The sequence below is a fragment of the Rhodospirillales bacterium genome (assembly GCA_016712595.1).
Lineage (GTDB): Bacteria > Pseudomonadota > Alphaproteobacteria > Rhodospirillales > Defluviicoccaceae > Defluviicoccus.
In genome coordinates, this window is record JADJQT010000001.1 from 1,405,711 (window position 1) to 1,424,517 (window position 18,807).

14 protein-coding genes and 1 pseudogene are annotated in these 18,807 nt (G+C 63.6%); 6 read left to right on the forward strand and 9 right to left on the reverse strand.

The genetic code is table 11. From position 1 onward, the window contains the following. Positions 1–5 precede the first annotated feature (5 nt). A complete protein-coding gene (locus IPK66_06435; GenBank protein ID MBK8174898.1) occupies positions 6–470 on the reverse strand; it encodes an Rrf2 family transcriptional regulator in 465 nt (154 codons plus the stop codon). 102 nt (positions 471–572) lie between these two features. Between IPK66_06435 and IPK66_06440 the strand changes: the two genes are divergently transcribed. The 4 genes and pseudogenes from IPK66_06440 to IPK66_06455 all read left to right on the forward strand — a co-directional run bounded on the left by IPK66_06440 (position 573) and on the right by IPK66_06455 (position 3,306). Next, the gene (locus tag IPK66_06440; GenBank protein ID MBK8174899.1) at positions 573–911 is read left to right on the forward strand and encodes a carboxymuconolactone decarboxylase family protein; all 339 of its coding nucleotides are present in this window, start codon (positions 573–575) and stop codon (positions 909–911) included. A gap of 135 nt (positions 912–1,046) precedes the next feature. Continuing rightward, the gene (locus IPK66_06445; protein MBK8174900.1) at positions 1,047–1,367 is read left to right on the forward strand and encodes a DUF488 family protein; all 321 of its coding nucleotides are present in this window, start codon (positions 1,047–1,049) and stop codon (positions 1,365–1,367) included. Next, entirely contained in the window at positions 1,367–2,389 is a 1,023-nt protein-coding gene (locus IPK66_06450; GenBank protein MBK8174901.1) for a nitronate monooxygenase, read from the forward strand. The genes IPK66_06445 and IPK66_06450 overlap by 1 nt, the downstream gene beginning before the upstream one ends. Before the next feature lie 71 nt (positions 2,390–2,460). After that, positions 2,461–3,306 (forward strand): annotated as a pseudogene (locus IPK66_06455) (transposase). 332 nt (positions 3,307–3,638) lie between these two features. Here IPK66_06455 and IPK66_06460 read toward each other — a convergent pair. The 8 genes from IPK66_06460 to IPK66_06495 form a co-directional block, all read right to left on the reverse strand. Beyond that, positions 3,639–5,723 carry a hypothetical protein gene (locus IPK66_06460; GenBank protein ID MBK8174902.1) on the reverse strand — a complete coding sequence of 695 codons (2,085 nt, stop codon included), beginning with the start codon at positions 5,721–5,723 and terminating at the stop codon, positions 3,639–3,641. 229 nt (positions 5,724–5,952) lie between these two features. After that, positions 5,953–7,056, reverse strand: a complete 1,104-nt coding sequence (locus IPK66_06465; protein MBK8174903.1) for an IS1595 family transposase — start codon at positions 7,054–7,056, stop codon at positions 5,953–5,955. A gap of 340 nt (positions 7,057–7,396) precedes the next feature. Then, the gene (locus tag IPK66_06470) at positions 7,397–10,057 is read right to left on the reverse strand and encodes a chitobiase/beta-hexosaminidase C-terminal domain-containing protein (protein MBK8174904.1); all 2,661 of its coding nucleotides are present in this window, start codon (positions 10,055–10,057) and stop codon (positions 7,397–7,399) included. Positions 10,058–10,237: 180 nt separating this feature from the next. Further along, positions 10,238–11,308, reverse strand: a complete 1,071-nt coding sequence (locus tag IPK66_06475) for an LptF/LptG family permease (GenBank protein ID MBK8174905.1) — start codon at positions 11,306–11,308, stop codon at positions 10,238–10,240. Further along, entirely contained in the window at positions 11,308–12,522 is a 1,215-nt protein-coding gene (locus IPK66_06480) for an LptF/LptG family permease (protein MBK8174906.1), read from the reverse strand. The genes IPK66_06475 and IPK66_06480 overlap by 1 nt, the downstream gene beginning before the upstream one ends. Positions 12,523–12,662: 140 nt before the next feature. After that, complete coding sequence (locus tag IPK66_06485) at positions 12,663–13,769, reverse strand: metallophosphoesterase (GenBank protein MBK8174907.1); 1,107 nt, start codon at positions 13,767–13,769, stop codon at positions 12,663–12,665. Between the two features lie 82 nt (positions 13,770–13,851). Continuing rightward, a complete protein-coding gene (locus tag IPK66_06490; GenBank protein MBK8174908.1) occupies positions 13,852–14,754 on the reverse strand; it encodes a hypothetical protein in 903 nt (300 codons plus the stop codon). Positions 14,755–14,846: 92 nt separating this feature from the next. After that, complete coding sequence (locus tag IPK66_06495; protein ID MBK8174909.1) at positions 14,847–15,782, reverse strand: sulfotransferase domain-containing protein; 936 nt, start codon at positions 15,780–15,782, stop codon at positions 14,847–14,849. 296 nt (positions 15,783–16,078) lie between these two features. On the opposite strand from IPK66_06495, the gene IPK66_06500 reads away from it, so the two are divergent. Together IPK66_06500 and IPK66_06505 are read left to right on the forward strand one after the other, a co-directional pair. After that, the gene (locus IPK66_06500) at positions 16,079–17,278 is read left to right on the forward strand and encodes a mitochondrial fission ELM1 family protein (GenBank protein MBK8174910.1); all 1,200 of its coding nucleotides are present in this window, start codon (positions 16,079–16,081) and stop codon (positions 17,276–17,278) included. 258 nt (positions 17,279–17,536) lie between these two features. Next, entirely contained in the window at positions 17,537–18,769 is a 1,233-nt protein-coding gene (locus tag IPK66_06505) for a glycosyltransferase (GenBank protein MBK8174911.1), read from the forward strand. The last annotated feature ends 38 nt before the right edge of the window (positions 18,770–18,807 follow it).

The following is an 18,807-nucleotide window of genomic DNA, read 5'->3' on the forward strand; positions in this document are numbered from 1 at the left end:
CGCGGTCAATCCGAGACAGCCGCTGGCGGGTGCTCGATGTGTATAGGAAACGATCGTGACAAATCTTCGGCTGGTGCCAGCAGGTCCGCGAGCGTGTACCCGTCGAGGGTCTCAAGAAAGTGGTCCAGGGCTTCTCCCAGCGCACCCTGAAGGATGCAGGTCTTGACGATCCGGCATTGGATATCGGCGTTCCGGAAACACTCGACGAGGGCCATGTCCGGCTCCATCCGCCGGATGATTTCGCCGACCGTGATCGCCTCGGGACGCCGCGCGAGGCGCAGCCCGCCCTTCTTTCCGCGAATGGTCTCGATGTAGCCGAGCTGACCCAGCACATGGACCAGCTTCATCAGGTGATTTTTCGAGATCCCGTATTGCTCCGCGATTTCCTGGATGGTCGAGAGCTCGTCGCCGCGCAGCCCGAGGTACATCAACACCCTCAGCGCGTAGTCCGTATAGGTTGTCAGGCGCATTTGCAACTCCAGGTAACGAGCGGCAGATCCTCGCCCCGCATTCAGGCGGTTCGATACATATATCAAACATACATCTTATTGCCAGGCAGGAGGGAGATTGGAATGCCCGAGACACTGTTCCCGCAATCAACGAAGCAGCTGGCTCAGAAACGGTACGACCTGGCGCCGGAAATCGAAGCGGCGTTCAACCAGTTCAGCCGGACGGTATTCAAGGATGGAGCACTACCGGCGAAGACCAAGCAGTTGATCGCCGTAGCGGTCGCACATGTCACCCAATGCCCTTATTGCATTCGCGGTCATGCAAAGGCGGCACGCCGCAGTGGAGCGACGGCGGAAGAGATCATGGAGGCGATCTGGGTGGCGGCAGAGATGCGCGCGGGAGGAGCCTTCGCTCATTCGGCCCTCGCCCTTGATGCAATCGACATCGAACCGGAGACCTGATGGTCGAACGTCGGCGTTCGCACCGGTCGGTGTCTTCGGGGCTCTCGGACGGAGACCTGAGCGCAAGTCGGTGCCAGACCCGGGAGGAACACGTTGATTGTCTCTTTGAAAAGCAGCCGCGAAAGACCTGCCGACATGGACGGCTATCGCATCCTCGTCGACCGCATTTGGCCCCGGGGGATATCCAAAAAGGCGCTGGCCTTGAATGAATGGGCCAGGGAAATCGCGCCAACGACCGAGCTCCGCAAATGGTTCGGCCATGACCGCAGCAAGTGGCAGGAGTTCAAACGGCGGTACTTCCGCGAGCTGGACGAGCGCCCGGAAGCGGTCTCGAGGTTCGTCGAAACGGTGCGTCGGCAACCCACGACGCTGGTCTTCGGCGCCCGGGATGTCGATCGGAACAATGCCGCCGCTCTCAAGGAATACCTGGAGAGAAATGTAGCGAGGCAAGACTAATGACTGCCGAACGGGATCTGCACACGCCTCTGTGTGATCTCCTTGGCTGCCGATATCCCATTCTGCAGGCGGGCATGGGAGGTGTGGCGCGGGCGGAACTGGCCTCTGCCGTGTCCTGCGCTGGCGGTTACGGCTTTCTCGGCATGGTTCGCGAACGGCCGGAGGTGATATTGCGACAGATCGATTCCGTCCGAGACCGAACCGATCAGCCGTTCGGCGTGAACCTCATACCGGCAGCCACCGACCCATCGCTGCTTGAAGAGGAGCTGGCAGTCTGCTTCGAAAAGCGCGTTCATTCGATGTGTTTCTTCTGGGATGTTGACGAACACGTTGTGATGCGCGCCAAACGGGCCGGGTGCCTCGTGTTGTATCAGGTCGGTTCGGTCGGGGCGGCCGTCGCGGCGGAAAGGGCCGGAGCGGATGTTATCGTTGGCCAGGGCTTTGAAGCTGGTGGGCATGTCCGAGGCGTTATCTCGTCACTCGTCCTGCTGCCGCAGTTGGTAAACGCCGTTTCAATCCCGGTCGTTGCGTCGGGTGGATTCGCTTCGGGAGAAGGGTTGGTCGCGGCATTGGCTCTTGGAGCGCAGGGAATCCACTGCGGGACGGTCTTTCTGGCGACTGAGGAATCGTTCGCCCACGATTTTCACAAGCGGCGGGTGGTCGCAGCCGGCTCGGAAGACACGGTCCATACTGACCTGTTCGCCATAAACTGGCCACCAGGCTCGCCGGTTCGCGTGATCCGCAACAGCATTACCGAGGACAGGTCCGTCAAGCTTTGCGGTAATGATCCTGGCAATCTGCCTCGAGAAATGATCGCAGAAGAAGATGGTCGTCCTATTTACAAATTTAGTACGGACTCGCCGCTCAGGTCGACAACAGGCAATCTTGAGGCTCTTCCCGCATTTGCCGGTCAAGTCGCTGGACTGATTGCCTCAGTCCCAAAGGCTGCGGATCTGATCGCCGAGATGGCACAATCAGCAGCCCGGGCGCTTGATCGGCTCAAAGCCATCCGAACAACGTGAAGGCATGTAGCTGCTCACCGGGTTGGCATTTTCGGGTTGCGCGGGCGGGCTGGATGTGAGTCAAGGTATGGATGCCTCCGCCGTTTCGGTACCGCCTCAGTGACCGGGAGAAGGACGCGCTGCTCACGGAGCAGGCGGGGTTGATCGAGCGGCAGGCGGTGCGCATCGCGGAGCTCGAGGCGCTGCTGGCGAAGCCGAAGAAGACGTCGCAGAACAGCCCCACGCCGCCGTCGCAGGACCGGAAACCGGGCGTGCCCGCGGACAAGAACGACGGCAGCAAGCGGCGCAAGCCGCGGCCATCGCGCCCGGGCTCGGCGCGGGCGCTGACCGACACGCCGGCCAGCAGGATCTGGCGCCGGCACACCAGGTCTGCCTTGCCCATGTGCTGCGCGACGTCCAGTACGCCATCGACTGCGGTGACACCGTCTTCGTCCCGCGCTTGCGCGACCTGCTACGCTGGGCGATCCGCATCGGCCGGCGGCGCGACGCCCCTGCGACCGACGACGCTGCGACCGACGACGCTGCGACCGACGACGCTGCGACCGACGACGCTGCGACCGACGACGCTGCGATGCTACCGAAGTCGTGCCGAACTCCGCCTCGATGCGCTCCTCGCCAACCCCGCCGCACACCCGGCCGGCCGCGAACTGCAGACCGCGCTCAAGGCATGGCGGACGAAGTTCTTCGTCTTCCTCGAAGACCCCGACGTGCCGACGACCAACAACGCCTGCGAACGGGAAATCCGCCCGTCGGTGGCGTTCCGCAAGGTCACCGGTGGCTTCCGCTCGAAATGGGGCGCCCACATCCACGCCGGCTACCGCTCCGTCATCGGTACCGCCAGGCTCCACGGCCACACCGCCCGCCAGGCTATCGGCCAGCTCCTCAACGGAACGTTCACGACATCACCGGCAACCTGAAAAGCCAAAGGCGTGAGCAGTTACCGAACGGCGGGCAACGACGTGCTGATACGACGCATTGATTTACTGCGGAACGCGGTTCGTCTGGTGCGCAGGAGCCGACCGTTCACGACCGATGCCTGGGTCGTGCTTCCCGATCATCTCCATTGCGTTTGGACCCTGCCGTCGGATGACGATGACTTCGCGATCCGCTGTCCAGCGCGGGCTGTATCCGGAAGGCTGGCGCGGGCCGGGTGAACAGTCTTCGTCGGACAAGAAGTTGGGCGAGTAACGCATCCGGCGGGTCACGCTGCGCTTTAGACCCACCCTACAACTTAACCCTGGCTACGAGATTAATCCTCCAACCAGTCGGGAATAGGAAGTGCGGCTTCGTTGGCGCCGCAGCCAATTAGCTGCTCGCGCAAGACACGCATCTCCGATAACGCGCGAAACTGCAATTGGCAGGCTATCGCGGCTTTCCACAACGCGGAAACAGGATGGATGTCCTTTATGAAGGTTTGACTCATGTCCCGCGTATACGTGCCAATTCCGTCGGAACATACCAGCTTAAGCCAAGCCTGGGCGTTTTCTTGAACGATATGATTGGTACTCGCCGACGATAGAACTTCGTAAACTCGTTGCCCCGTTCGGCCAGTCCATACCGGGCCAGCTGGATCGAGAAGCAGCGGACGCGTAGCCATATGGCGGCCTCCGTTACGGAATTCGCGCATGCCATCGGGGATTTGCAGCTTGGTCACGACCAGAATCGCAAGTCTGTTCTCGCATTCTTGCAGGAGACATTTCTTCAATGACCCCGCGTCTTCGTGCTCGATCGGACTCTCATGTCGATCTATGACAAGGTCTGCAAGTAAGGGGAGCATATCGTCGCTAACGGTGTTCAGCCAATTGGCAAGCGCCGCTTTCTCCGCGTCCCTCGCCGATCCATCGGCAAGATTTACATCGAAGTGTGCCCACTTGAGTGCTACTTTTAAAAATGCCTCAAAGTGACTGGGCTCTTCGATCAACCGACGACTGATCGGCGCGGCTATCTTTCCGTCAATCAGGTCTCCGAGAAGCCGTAAGGCCTTGTCCGCATGTGCCATCTCGGCGTCGTGGTTCACGAGTGTGTTTGTGTTCGACGCCGCCGCCAGCTGGTGATCGTAAAACATCACCAAAGTTCGAAAGAGCTCGTCCAGAACCGCATCCATGTCGAGATGCCGTTTTGCAGCATGCTTTTGAAGCCATGCCTCAGCCGCCGAGACATCATGCGCCGTTGCAAGCAGCATTTCGAATTCGCGCCATGTAACCGCGTGCGGGCGAGTAAGAAGCTCACAGTGGTACCGGACCTTCACAGCCGATTCGAGTGGAGACCGCTCGCGGATCGCCTCGCAAAGGCGCATCAACCGTTGACGAGTGTCCTTCTCGTCAATTGCCGTATTATCGCATACTTGTTCGACTTTCTTGCGATGCTTTTCTTCCGCCTGGTCTTTGTCCATTGCCAACTGAAGCCAAACATTCTCTTCGCCGAATACGTCATCGACGTAGGCGTTGAGGAATGCATCAGATTCAATTCTGACGAGTGATGCGAACAGAATCAGCGGCCAATCCAATTCGCCCTCGCCGTGCCGCGCCACCTCATCCTTCAGCATAGCCAGCGACCGAACAACCATTTTGATGCGGCGTGGATTGCCCGGCAGAAGGTCGAGAAATGAGTGGATGGCGTCCCTTGGCACGAAAGGGCAGTGCGCCTCCAGATCCGCCAGAAAGAGGCGGCGGCATTGCTCGACGGTCGGGGTCGGCAGACGATAGCGGAAATCGGTGATCTTCTCGAGGAAGCGGTCACCGCTTACCCACGCCGGATGCTCCTCTGCCAACGCGCTCGAAACAATTTTCGGATCAAACGGGAGGAGAAACGAGAATCGGGGCAAGTCCAACAACTCTCGGAGCGATAACAACAGCGTGGGAATGAGGTCCGGTTTCGCACGGTCGAGATCGTCGATCACGATGATCACGCGCTTCGCGGGAAACTGTCTGCGTATACGATCGATGAGCAACCGATCGGCTTTGAACCTGTTCATGAGGGTGATGCCGGCCCCGACTCCCGCCTTGGCGATATTGTTAATCTCGGCCAGACGCTGGACTGGTTCCGTCATTTTCTGCGCCTTCCCTAAAAACTGCGCAAATGCCGTGCCTTTGACACTCAAGCCGGCAGCTTTCAGCCCATCGATCAGACGCAACGTGAACGTGGCCAACAGTTCGTCGATGCTGCGCGCAGTCCATGGATCTAACCACAGTACAATGTGACCGTCTGACCGGGCGAGACGCTCCACGAATTTGCAGATAGTGGTCTTGCCCTCGCCCCAAGCGCCGAAGAGACCGACGCGCGTCGACCAATCTTGCGGCGTGGCGACGAGGAGATTGTAGACCGTCGCCGCCACTTGGCGCCGCGCCCGAGGCGGTCCCGCTCAAGATCGTCCTCCGGAGCGTCGTATCCTGCTTGTATCGCCAAACATGGGTGATCTTTGTCGGTCATGGGTCGGCGTTTCCAGATACGAATCATCATGTAACGGCTTGCGTAGGCCGGTGAGGGCAGCGCTCGTAACCCGCTGGATGTGTTGATACCGCAGCAATAACAGCAATACATGCGACGGATACGGTACGCCGCGTTTACAAACAAAACGCAGCGATTGGCGATTTGATCGAGATGCTGCCGTTGCGGGTTCGGCGGAGTTGGCGGCCGACGGCGGTTCTGAGGACCGCAACGAGTTGCATAGCAGGCGGGATGCGGTCCCAGAGGGTTCGAACGTGCTCCCGTCCACGGGGTGACCGGCGGGTGGTCTGGCCCGCGACGACGCGCTGTGACCACCGGAAGCCCATCTCGTGGAAGTAGAGGTCGGCGTGCTCCGGACTGATATGATGGAACACGCCGGCGACGGTACGGCGGACGCGGGAATTGAACCCCTCGACGGAATTGGCGTGGACCGTGCCGCGCGCATATTCGCGCTTGGCATGCTGAACCGTATCGTGCGCTGCGAAGCTCTGGCCGACGGCGGCAAAGGTGCTCCACGCATCGCTCATCAGATGGGTCGCGGCCACGTCGACCTCCTTCTCGAGGACTCGTTCGGTCTCGACGGCAGAGAGGTCGACCACCACCGAGGCCCGTGCGCCACCCGCGACCGTCCCGATCTCCGCGTCACGCGGTCGTTCGACCACCGCGAGGACGCACGCCTTGGTCGTCCGCTTCTGGCCTTTCCGGCCACGGCCGACCGGCGGTGTGTCCCGCTGTTTGCGCGGACGGCCGCCAAGATAAAATTCGTCGATCTCGACCGTTCCCTCCAGCTGGGTCTCGCGCGCCATCATCAGCCGCAGGGCGTGCCCCATGCGCCAAGCCGTGGGTTGGCTCACGCCGAGGGCCTCGGCCAGGCGCACCGACGACAGCCCCTTATCGGATTGCAGGGTCAGCCACAGCGCCTTCAACCAAGTGGCGAGCGGCAGCTTGGTAGAGTGCAGCGGCGTTCGTGTCGTCACCGTGAACTGGAACCGGCAACTGCCGTTCGAGCACTGGTAGAGACCGGGTCTCGCCCGCCAATTCCCCATATCCCGCCCGGCGAGCGCGATCGAACGTCGGTATCCACACGCCGGACAGACCCGCCCGGTCGGCCAGATCATGCTTTCCATCAGGCGGCGGCAGCGCTCCTCGTCGCTGAACGCTCGCACCATGTCATCGACCGTCCTGATCCCAGCCAGCGTCGATCGAACCAAATCTGACATCGCCACCACCCGACTATCGCGAACGTCACTAGAATCAGCCAGAAAGCAGCTTTGTTCAACGATTTTGCTGCGTTTTGTTTGTAAACGCGCGGTACGTTAACCACCCTACAATTGTTACGCTCAACGCGTTAGCGCGGTACCGTAGCGAGCAATACCGGACACCATCGTCGCGTTACCGGGAATTTCCGCAGTTGGGATAGTCCCGAACATCCCGAGCCTTTGCCGGAGCGGGGGGCATGTCGTTACGACCACGGGGCCGCGTCTCATTTGGCCGATGCCAAAGGGCGCCCAGGGGAGCGGCGGGCGGAGGCTGGCTCCGCCTGCTCCGAGGTTGTCCGGGTTATCCCAGCCAGGGGCCGGGATCGCCGATGCGGCCGGGGCCGTTGAGCACCCAGATGCCGGCGGAATTGGCGGGGACGTGAAAGGCGATCGTGCCGTTGCCGACGTCAATGATGCCGCCGGAGACGGCGTCGGTGTAATGGCCGTTGCGCACGCCGGCGACAGTGATGTTCTGGTCCGAACCCATGGCGAGGCCGACGACGGCGTAGCTCTCGCCGTTGTTCCAGTCGCGCACGAAGCTCATGCCCGAGCCCCATTCGCCGACGCTGCCCATGAACGCCTTCTGCAGAGCGGGGATGCCCCGGCGGATCTGGTTGAGGCGGCGGATGTGGCGGTAGAGCGGATGGCCCTGGGTTTCGGCGAGGCGTTCGTCGGTCAGGTGATCGCCGTAGTAGGCGCGGCCGGTGGTCATCAGCGTATCGGAATTGCCCATGATGTCCTGCGGTGCGCCGCGGGCGAAGGCGATCTCTTCGCCCTGGTAGAGGCAGGGGATGCCGCGGATCGTCCACAGAAGGTTATAGGCGCACGCCGCCATCCAGTCGTCGCCCTGGAAGCGGAAGCGGAAGTCGTTGTCGGGGCCGACGTCGTGGTTCTGCAGGAAGGTGACGAGCTGGGTGACGTCGCCGTAGACCCAGTCGCGGGACAGCACCCCGCCGATGCCACCGTAGTGGCCGCGGCTGACGTTATCGCGGAAGGTCGAAAACAGGCCGAAGTCGAGCACCGAGAAGCCGGAATCGCCGCCGGCGTTGGGGTCGCGTGGATCATCGGTCAGGCGCGTGTACCACCATGGCCGGATGGTCGAGGGCGCGTTGTCGTCGCCGAAGAGATCGCCCCAGCCGGTGCCGCGCACGAAGTTCTCGCCGAAGACGAACAGGCCCGGGCGGCGCGCCTTCCAGGCGTTGACGTATTCGAGCAGGTTGTCGCGCTCGATGTGGCGGACGGTATCGATGCGCAGGGCATCGACGCCCATGTCGAGGTAGCGGCCGATTGATTCGACCAGATAGTCGCGCACCGTCTGGTTCTCGGTGAACAGATCGATGCAGTCGCCGGCGATGCTGCGCGTCTGCACCGGGTGCTGGGATTCCCAGTCGCCGCCCATGACGAACCCCTCCTGGTGGTACCAAGTGGGATCGAGGCGGGTGGCATCGATACCGAAGAAGCGGTTGGGATCGTAGCCGGGCGCGGGGACCTGCTGGCCGGTGCGCGGGTCGGTCAGCGGTTCGATGCCACCGGGATCGCGGTCGTGCCGTTCCCGGTACCAGTCGGGCGCGACGGAATTGTCGATGTCGTCGCGATTGGGCCAGGCGTAATTGCCGAGGCTGCCCTGGTAGGGGCCGTTGCTGATCTGCCCCTGCCGGCTGCCCTGGGGGACGTAGTACTTGATCGGCAGGTGGTCGATGTGAACGATGCCGCGGATGCCGAACTGGCAGGAGTGGTTGACCACCACGTCCTGGATGATCTTCAGGCCACGGGCGTGGGCTTCGTTGATCAAATCCTGGTAGGTGGCATCCGGGCTCTCCAGACGCGGATCGACGCGCGTCCAGTCGTAGGCGTGATAGCCGTGGTAGTCGAGGCCGGAGCGGTTCTCGACCGGCGGGGTGATCCAGATGGCGGAAAAGCCGAGGTCGCGGATGTAGTCGAGCCGGGCGATCAGCCCCTTGAAATCGCCGCGCCAGTGCGGATCGAGCGGATTGCCGGCGGCATCGAAGCTGATGCGATCGCGGCAGAAGAAGTTGTTCGACGGATCGCCGTCGTAAAAGCGGGTGGTAATGACGAAGTAGATCGTCTCCTCGCGGAAGTCGCCCAGCGGCTCGACCGGGCCGACGTTGTAATAGAAGCTCCGCCGCGTCTCGTTGCCGGCGCCGTCGATGAGCAGCAGCTTGACCTGCATCGGCTGGGCGATGCGCAGCGGCAGGCCGACCGCGCCGCTCGTCGGATCGCCCTGGGTGAGATAGGTCGGCGAGGCGGTGCTCGGCTCCGTTCCGTCCGTGGTGTAGTAGGCGGCGACGGGGGCGGCGCGGTTGTCGGTGATGGTGAAGACGACGTCGAAGGCTTCGGGGTAGCTGCCGGTGCGATGGCTGGCGGCAACCTCCGGGCGCTGCAGGTCGGCGTTGGGATCGATGGTGTAGGCGAACGAGCGGGTCTGCCCGGCCTCGCCCGCCGAATTCACGCCGACGGCGAGCAGCGTCGCCGTCGCGGCGATGGTGATCGGCCCGCCGTAGCGCAGGGCGCCCGACGCCGGCGCGTTCGCCGTGCGGTCCCAGGGGTCCGTGCCGTCGATGCTGTAATAGATCACATCGTCGTCGTTGCTGCCCGCGAGGCTCACCTGCTGCGGCTGATCGTAAAGGCGCGCCCGCGGATCGGCGCGAATCACTGGGATGCGCGGCAGCTCGGGATTCTCGGCGTACCAGGTATTGTTGGTGAAGTACCAGCCGTCGGCGTCGCGTCGCAGGTTGCCCGTCTGCCGGCCGGCGCCGTCGTTGAAGACGATGCTCGCCGCCGTCGCCGTCGCAAACGTGTAGGTGAACCAGTCGTTGGCCCCGGCGGTCATCGCCACGCCGGGCCATGTCGTCGCCGCCTCGGCCGGCTGCGTGTCCCAGAAATGAACACGGATGCCGATATTCCAGCCGGTGGGGCGCTTGAAATGTACGACGAGCGGCATGGTGTGCTGCCTCCCCTCAGAATGATGATGAGTTCAAGTCCCGAAGTCGTAATCGCGCGGTGCCCTTGAGGGCGGTCTTCGACGTTCTTGAGCCAGTATTAGCCCACCCCATGAGGGCTAGCGTCAAGGGACGTTTTTCTTGCCGGGAGCGCGATCCGCCGTCGGGCCGCGGTGGGCGCCTCAGCCCTCGCGGTGGACGATAAAGGCGCCGATCAGGCAGGCCAGGGCCAGCTTCGGACCCCAGGCGGCGAACCAGGCGGGCAGCAAGCCGACCTCGCCGAGGGCAAGGCAGATGCCGTCGAGCGCGAGGAAGGCGAAACCGATGCCAACGCTGGTGAGCAAAAGCGTGCCGAACGCGGCGGTGCGGCGGAAGCGCTGGGCGAGCGAGATGGCGAGGAACACCATCAGCGCCGGCACGAGCATCGAAGCGATGCGCGCCTGAAGCCAGGTGCGGTAACGTTCGACCGGACGCTGGCCGTAGCCGTCGTTTTTGATCAGTTGCACGAGGTCGCTGCTGCGCAGATCGCGCATCTCGCTGGCGATCAACGGCAGCGCGACCAGATCGATACGGCCGTCCCAGTAGAGTTCGTCGGCCTCGCTCCGTTCCGTCGGATCGACGCCATGGCGGATGACGTGCTGCAGCAGCCAGCCCGCGCCCTGCGGTGTGGCCAGTTCGGCGTCGATCCGTTCGATCAGCCGGCCGTCGGCGTCGCGGCGGAAGATGGTGATGGCGTGCAGCCGGCCGTCGGTGTCGGCCCGCTTGGGGGCGCGGACGATGTCATTGCCGCTGATCAGCCAGGCGGCGGTGCCGTCGTCGGCAATGAACCCGCTCTTGCGCGCCTCGCCGACGCCCCAGGCGCGCAGCACGGCGCGTGTCTCCGGCACGGCGATGTCGTTGTTGACAAGGGTGATCGCGGCGAGAACCAGCACGACGGGGATCAGCGTGCGCATGAAGCTCATCGGCGAGAAGCCGCTGCCCCACAGCGCCACCATCTCGCGGTGACGGATAAACTGGTTCAAAACGACGAGCATGCCGAGCAGGCAGGAAACCGGCAGCACCTGCTGCGTGATGTCCGGCAGCCGCAACGCGCTGTAGCGCAGCAGTCCGAGCACCCCGCCGTAATCCGAATCGAGCACCCGGTCGGCCTCGTCCATGAGGTCGAGGGTCAGCGCCATCAGGGCGAGCGTCCCTAGCATGAAGGCGAGGGCGAGAAGAAAGCGGCGACTGATGTAGCGGCCGAGAATCGTCATCAGCGCGACCGCCCGAACTGAGCGCGGGCGGCGCTGGCCAGACGGACCAATGGCGGCCACAACGACGGCAAGCCAGGGCCGGCGCTCTGCGGCAGGCGCATCGATGCCCGGTAGAACAGCCAGCCGCTGATGCCAACAAAGATGAGACACGGCAGCCAGATGCCGATGAGCGGGTCGATCTCGCCAGTCTCGGCAATGTTCTTGCCGAGATCGAGGACCTGATTATAGATGATCAGGCACAGCATTCCGACAGCGAGGCCGTACGAGCGGTCGCTGCGCCGCCGTCCGAGCGCGAGCGGAATGCCGAGAAGCGGCAGGAACGGGACCGAGAGCGCGCGCGCGAGGCGGACATTCAACTCGGCAAGCATGTCGGATACGCGAATGCCCGGTGGCGGTTCGTGGCGCCGCTCCCATAGCTCGTTGAGCGTCAGCTCGCGCTCGTCAACGCCGCGGGTGCGAAACACGCCGGACGATTCGCCGCTGAGCGCCATGCGCAACTGTTGAAAGCGCAGCACGCCCACGGGCGGCGCGTCCGGTGCGTCCGCTCTCTGCTGTGCTTCCGATGCGCGGATGTTCAAGCGGATGCCTTCGGACAGACGCAGCAGCGGCGGAGCCTCGTCGGAGGATCGCATGAGGACGCCGTCACGGGCGGTTATGGTCGTCGAGGTTCCCTCACCTTTATCTTCGAACAGGAAAATGCGGCCGAAACTGCCACCGTCGGGCTCGATGTCGTGAACGAGAAAGGTGGTATTGCCGACCTCGGCGAAAACGCCCGGGCGCACCAGGGTTTCGAAGGCGGCGTTGCTGACCGCATAGACCATCGACTGGTAGGCATAGCGGCCGAACGGCTTGAGGTAGCCGAGCGTGATACCGGTTACGATGGCAACGACGACGGCGACGATGAGCGCGGAGCGCGACTGGTGCATGAGGCTCATCCCGGCGCCTTGCATCGCGTCGATCTCACCATCGCGGTTGAGCCGGTTGAACGCGATCATGACGCCGAGCAAAAGGCTGATGGGCAGGGCGAGGCCGATATAATGGGGAACGAGAAAGGCCATGATCTCGAACACCATCTGCAGCGGTCCCGACGCGCCCAGCACGAGATCGAGGAGTCGCAGCATGCGCTCGATGAGCAGCACCAGCAGCGCAATGACGAGTGCGATGCACAGCGGCTTCAAGGTTTGACGCAGAACGTACAGGTCGAAAATGCGCATTCGCTGATCCCGCAGGATCGAAGGGTGAAGGTCAGTGCCGCATCGACCGCGGTCAATGCGGCGACGGGTCTGGCCGGGGGTAAAAAATCGTTAAGTTGTTCTCGGCAGATAGCCGCCGCGTCGCGCGCCGTGTTCCTCTATCACACCGAATCGGTCGCTGTCGAATTCGGCGAAGACACCGGCGCCAAATCGGGCGGTGGCGTGGGATGATGCGATCGCACCAGATCCCGGATCTGCCGCTCGCTTTCGATGAAGGTGCCGTGAATGTGGCGCGTGCGTCCGCGCTCGCTCTCGACAGGTCCGGGGCGGAAGGCGCAAACGCGGGTTTCGATCGACCAGCCGCGCGGGCACGGCGCGATGCGGTGCAGATGGAACTGGGCCACGGCGCCGTTGGCATGCGGCAGCATCGATGCCGATGGGACGCCGAAGACCGGCGCCGATCCCTCCGGACCGGGTAATTCACCGACGCGGAAGCGGTGCTCGTGACCGTGCAGGATCATCTCGGCGCCAGCCGCGGCGATGACCGAGCGAAAGTCGGCGGCGTCGGTCAGTCGCTTCGAGCGCGGTGTCGCGTGATCGCCGGGGGGATGGTGAAGCAGAACGACGCGGAATAGGCCGTCCTGCGCCGCTCCGCGCAGGGCCGCGTCGAGGCCGTCGAGCTGGCGGTCGCCGACGGTTCCGGACGAGCGGCCGGGCGCCGTGGGTACGGCGGTACAAAGGCCGATAAGGGCAAGCGGGCCGCGGCGACGAACGATCGGAAAGTCGTCGCGCCGGGGACCGCCTTCTTGCTCGCCATCGCCATCGCCGCGCATGAACGCCTGCCAAGCTGCCCACGAGCGCTCCCAGGTCATCGCGACATAGGCATCGTGGTTGCCGGGAACGACGGTAACGTTCGCGGGCGTGCCGAGCGATCGCAGCCATTCGGCCGTGCGGGTGAATTCGCTGGGGAGGGAGATGTTGACGATATCGCCGGTGACGACGATGTGATCGACATCGGCCGCGGCGAGATCGCGCGCCAGGGCGGCCAGGACCTCCGCGCGGTGGATGCGCACGCGGCGCAACCGCCACGACAAGTAGCCGATCACCCGCTTGTTGATCATCGCGTGCGGGCGTCCGCCCAGACGATTGGGCACGTGCGGGTCCGACAGGTGCGCCAGCACCATGCAGTCGCCGGCGCGCGGCCCAGACGGCCCGTGCGCCGACGAATCGTGCAGGGGCGCCGTGGGCGCGGATGCGGCCGGAGTCATACTGTCCGAGTCATGCTGCCGGGGTCACCTTGTCAACGACACACCGCGGTGACGCGGTATCGCGGTGTGCATGCTGCGGTGCTCATGCGGCCAGCAATGTCGTCCGTCGGATGACCTCGAAAGCGTCGTGGCGGACGTGGTTGCGGAGCATTTCTTGACGCAGCATCTCTTCGGAGACGATGCCGCGTTCCATGCATTCACGCAACAGACCGAAAAACAACTTTTCCTGATTGGCGTCGGGATGCCGCCAGTAGTGACCGATCAGCCGGTTGTTGCCGAAGAAGCGGCGGCCGAACCGCATCAACCACGCGTAGATCGGGAACGGCTTGAAAGCATCCGGTGGCTCGAAGTCGATCGGCAGGCCGGTCTTCCACGGCTGGGTGATCCGCCGCGTGTTGTGCAACATCTTGGTCGCCGGCGTCAGCCGGTCGAAGTCGTTCCATTCCTTTTCGAACAGGCCGATCGTCTCGCGGGGTTCGAGCTTGAGCGAGATCCAGTCCATATAGTCGCGCTTGAACGCGAACAACTCGTTGAACTGCTCCTCGCAGCGCCAGTGTCGCAGCTTGGCGCAGTCGAGCAGCATGACGCTCGATGCGTAATATCCGTAAACGCCCTTCGGCCCGTTGCGCTTGCGGCACAAGATCGCCGCTCCTTGCATATCGCGCGACAACAGGTCCCAGACGTCGGCAACGGCGAAGATGTCGGGATCAATGACCAGCGCCCGGCCTTCGTAGCCCATTTTTTCCGGCGGCATGAAGCGCAGGGGCGTGAACGACTGCAGGTCCTCGCAATTCCATCGCCGGGTGATGCCGTCGCGCTTGTAAGGCTGACCTTCGCGGGCGGCGAGGAACGGGCAATCGTCGGTATGCAGGATCTGCACGTCGAACGAATCGGGGCAGCGGGAATTGCGCTTCAGCGCATGCTGGGCGACGAGAGCGCCCACGATCTGCCGGTGATTGGTATGAATGAAAACGGTCGGCTTCACCGAGGTCTCCCGCTGATAGGGCATGTCCTTTGGCGTCGCGCCGGCTTGCGGCATCGCGCCAGCGTCCGTCATCGCGCCCGTTTCGTCCGGTCTCATCCCGCGGCCAGCTTCGGCGCGATATCGGGGCGCTCATAGCCGAACACCGGCACCAGTCGGTTTTCGACCATGGCATCGATCGCGGCGAGCTGTTCCGCGGTGAAGTCGTCGCGATAGCCGCCGACCTTGGCGCGGCGGACCTTGTAGGTGTTGATGTTCTTGCGGTCCTTGGCCAGCATCCGCCGGCCGCTGAGCCAGAACGTCCGCTTCTGCTCGAGCGCCCGCATGTTCTCGACCGAGGCGAATGCGACCGCTTCCTTGATTTCGTCAGCGGTGGCCGGGGTGCCGATGAACTCGAGGACCCGCCGGAGCATTTCGTCCGGGCGGGCACGCAGATCCTCGTAGCGCACCACAAGCAATTCCTTGATATTGCCGAGTTCGCGCCCCCAGCCGTTGAGGTAATCGATGATCTTGGGAAGGCCGCACTCGGGGCGCATGACAAAATCGAAAAGGGCGACGTCTTCGCCCGGCCCGGGATAGTCGTTGATCTTCTTCTTCCGGTCGGTCATCCGGAACTTCCATTGGAAGTATTGGGAGACGGCGACGTCGGCGGGATCGCGCACCATCAGCACGACCTTTTTTCGATAATAAGGAGCTTTTATGTCCTTGGTCTTGGCATAATCTTTCAAGTAATTGTCATGGGTGAAGAAAATCTTCGGGATAGCTGGGACCTTGTTATGCAGGTTGTCGAAAGCAAGCAGATGACGCTGCGACAGGCCGTGACGAACTTGGTAGACACGCGAAAGCATCACCCGGAGCCAGGTGCGACCGCTCTTGCCGAACGAGACGATGACGCAGTCGGCCGCCTCGAGTTTGCGGAAGTCCTCATGGCCGCGTAACCATCGCTCGATCCGTACCTGCTGCGTCTTCGGCAGGAAGAACAGCATATACATGATCAAGTGACGTAAAGTCGTCCTGAAGGCGATACCCATCGCAGCTAGTCCCGAAACTGTGTTGCACTGCAGCGTATATAGTCACCTATAGCGATTGCATCCATGCGGTGCAACTGCCCTCCCAAAAAGCATCGCTTGAAGGTGGCGCGCCGGCAACGCCCCGCATCCCCGCCCCCTCGCGGATCTCCGGTTCCCCGCTGCCATCGCGATCCCGCCGCAGCCGTGGCGTAACATTCCGAAACAAAGATTGATTTGAGAATCGAACTCAAGGTTGCGACCGTTTACTCGGACGTCTTGCCTTCGACGCGATCGTTGCTCTTCAAGGAAAACGCAGAATGCCGCATGGATTGGCTCCGCTTCACGACATCGCCGTCGCGCCCCGCGTATGGGTGCTGGCCGGCAACAAGGCGGGCGACAACTCTCAGGTTCTGGCACTCGCGGAAGCGCTCGGCTGGCCGTTCGAGGTCAAGCAGTTCGTCCATAAGCGTTACGAATTCGTGCCCAACATGGCGCTGCGCTCGACCCTGGTCGGCATCGACCGGGAGCAGTCGAGCCCGATGGAGGCGCCGTGGCCGGATCTGGTGATCTCCGCCGGCCGGCGCAACGAGCCGATCGCCCGCTGGATCAAGAATCAGGCGCCGGATACCGTGCGTCTCGTGCATGTTGGCCGGCCGTGGAGCCGGCTGCATCACTTCGATCTGATCGTCACCACCCCGCAGTACCGCCTGCCGGTGCGCGACAACGTCCTGCACAACAAGACGCCGCTGCATCGGGTGACGGCGGAGCGGCTGGCGCGCGAGGCGTCGCGCTGGCGCGACCGGCTGGCGCATTTGCCGGGGCCGTTGACGGCGGTGATCATCGGCGGCAGTTCGGGGCCCTACAGCTTTGATACCGCCGCCGCCGCCCGGCTGGCACGGGACGCTTCGGCGTTCGCCGCCGCTCGCGGGGGATCGCTGCTGATCACCACCAGCGCGCGCACGCCGCGGGCGACGATCGACGTTCTGGAAGAAAACCTGAGTGTGCCGGCGTACCTCTTCCGCTGGTCGAAGCAGGCGACGGACAATCCGTATTTTGCCTTCCTCGGCATCGCTGACGAGATCATCGTCACCGGTGATAGCATGTCGATGCTCGCCGAGGCGTGCGCGACGCGCAAGCCGGTACAGATCTTCGACCTCGGCGAAGGCGAAAGCGCTATGCGGCCGTCGACTGCGGACGCGGCGATCGCCGCGCGTCGTGCGGAGCATGGACGCCGGTCGCTGGAGTGGGCGAACATCGGCGCCTTCCTTTATCGGCAGATGATGCGGTTCGGCCCGGAACGTCTCAGCCGCGATATCCGCATCATCCACACCTACCTTGTCGATGGCGGGCGGGCGGTCTGGCTCGGAGATCGTTTCGAGGGCAAGAGTCCCCAGGCGGAACTGGATTGCCTGGGCCGGGCGGTGGCGAGAGCCCGCGCTCTGGCCTATCAGGGTAGGACCCGGCGCGCGGACCCCGATGCCACCCCCGCATTCATGACCATGTCGACCACATCCTAGACAAAAACAGCCTGTTTGGGACTATACTAACCCAAGTAGGTTATCGCTGTGCATCGCCTGTGCCGAAGGACTCGCTGCGGCGCTGCTCTTGATGCAACGCCGATGGTGTGGTACGAGGCAAAATGCCCCGGCCGATTTCGCTCCTCCGCTCGCCCGACCCCGAGTCCGACGACGATGGCGGCGGCGGCCGAACGGCGGCACGAAAGAGCCGATCGCGGTTCAAACGTGCGGCGGTGCGTTGTCGGGGGAAACATTGAGATGCGGCTGGCGATCTATATCCGCTCCGTCGAATCGGCGCGCGGCGCGGAGCGAGTCGCCGCCAACCTGGCGCGCGGTCTGGCAGCGCGGTCGCACCATGTCGATTTCCTCATCGAGGAGGAGGGTGGCTGGCTGACCAGCGAACTCCGCGCCCATCACCCCACGATCAACGTCATCAACCTGCGCCAGTTTGGAACCCGGCCGGTTTGCGAGGGCTTGGCGCGCGCCGCGGTCTTCGCGCGCCATCTCATCGCCGCGCCGGCAGCGCTGCTGAGAGGGCGCGGGGGGTGCATTCGTCCTGTCGCCCGTCTCCTGTGCAACGACGCGCCGCCGATCGCGTCGTTGCGCCGTTACCTGATCGAGGCGCGACCGCAGGCGATCTTATCGTTCCTTAACTATCCGAACACGGTCCTGCTGTTGACCACCGCGCTCGTCGGCACCGATACGCGATTCGTCGTCAGCGTGCGCAACCATATGTCGGTCGCGGCCGCCAACACGGACTCACGATGGGTCCGCTCGGTGCCGTGTCTGATGCGCCGATTGTTTTGCCGCGCCGATGCGGTGATCGCGCCATCGCAGGGCGTGGCTGACGACGTGCGCGCGATCACCGGTCTGCCGGCCGAGCGTATCGCCGTGGTCTACAATCCGGTGTTCCGCCCCGAGGTGCTGGCCCTTGCCGACGAGCCGATCGATCATCCGTGGCTGGTCGCCGGCAACGAGCCGGTGGTGCTCGGCGCCGGCAAGTTCAAGCCACAGAAGGATTTCGGCACGCTGCTTTCCGCGTTCGCCCGGGTTCGGGCGGCGCGGCCGGCGCGACTGATCATTCTCGGCGACGGCCGTGAGCGCGCTGGCCTCGAGATGATGGCGCGTGATCTCGGCATCGCCGCCGATGTCGATTTCCCCGGACAGGTCCAGAATCCTTACGCCTTTTATCGTCGCGCGTCGGTGTTCGTCCTGTCGTCGGTGTGGGAAGGCTTGCCGAACGCGCTGATCGAGGCGATGGCGTGTGGCTGCCCGGTGGTCAGCACCAACTGCCCAAGCGGCCCGGCGGAGATCCTCGATTGCGGCCGCTATGGCGCCTTGGTTCCGACCGGCGCCGTCGACCAGATGGCGAACGCCATTCTTGCCACCCTCGCCCGGCCACCGGAGCGCGCGGCGATGATCGATCGGGCGCGGAAGTTTTCGCTCGATGAGGCCGTGAGCGGGTTCGAAGCGGTGCTCGCCGGCGGGTAGCCGGCGCTGGAAGACAAGCCGGCCGATAACCGGTGCCG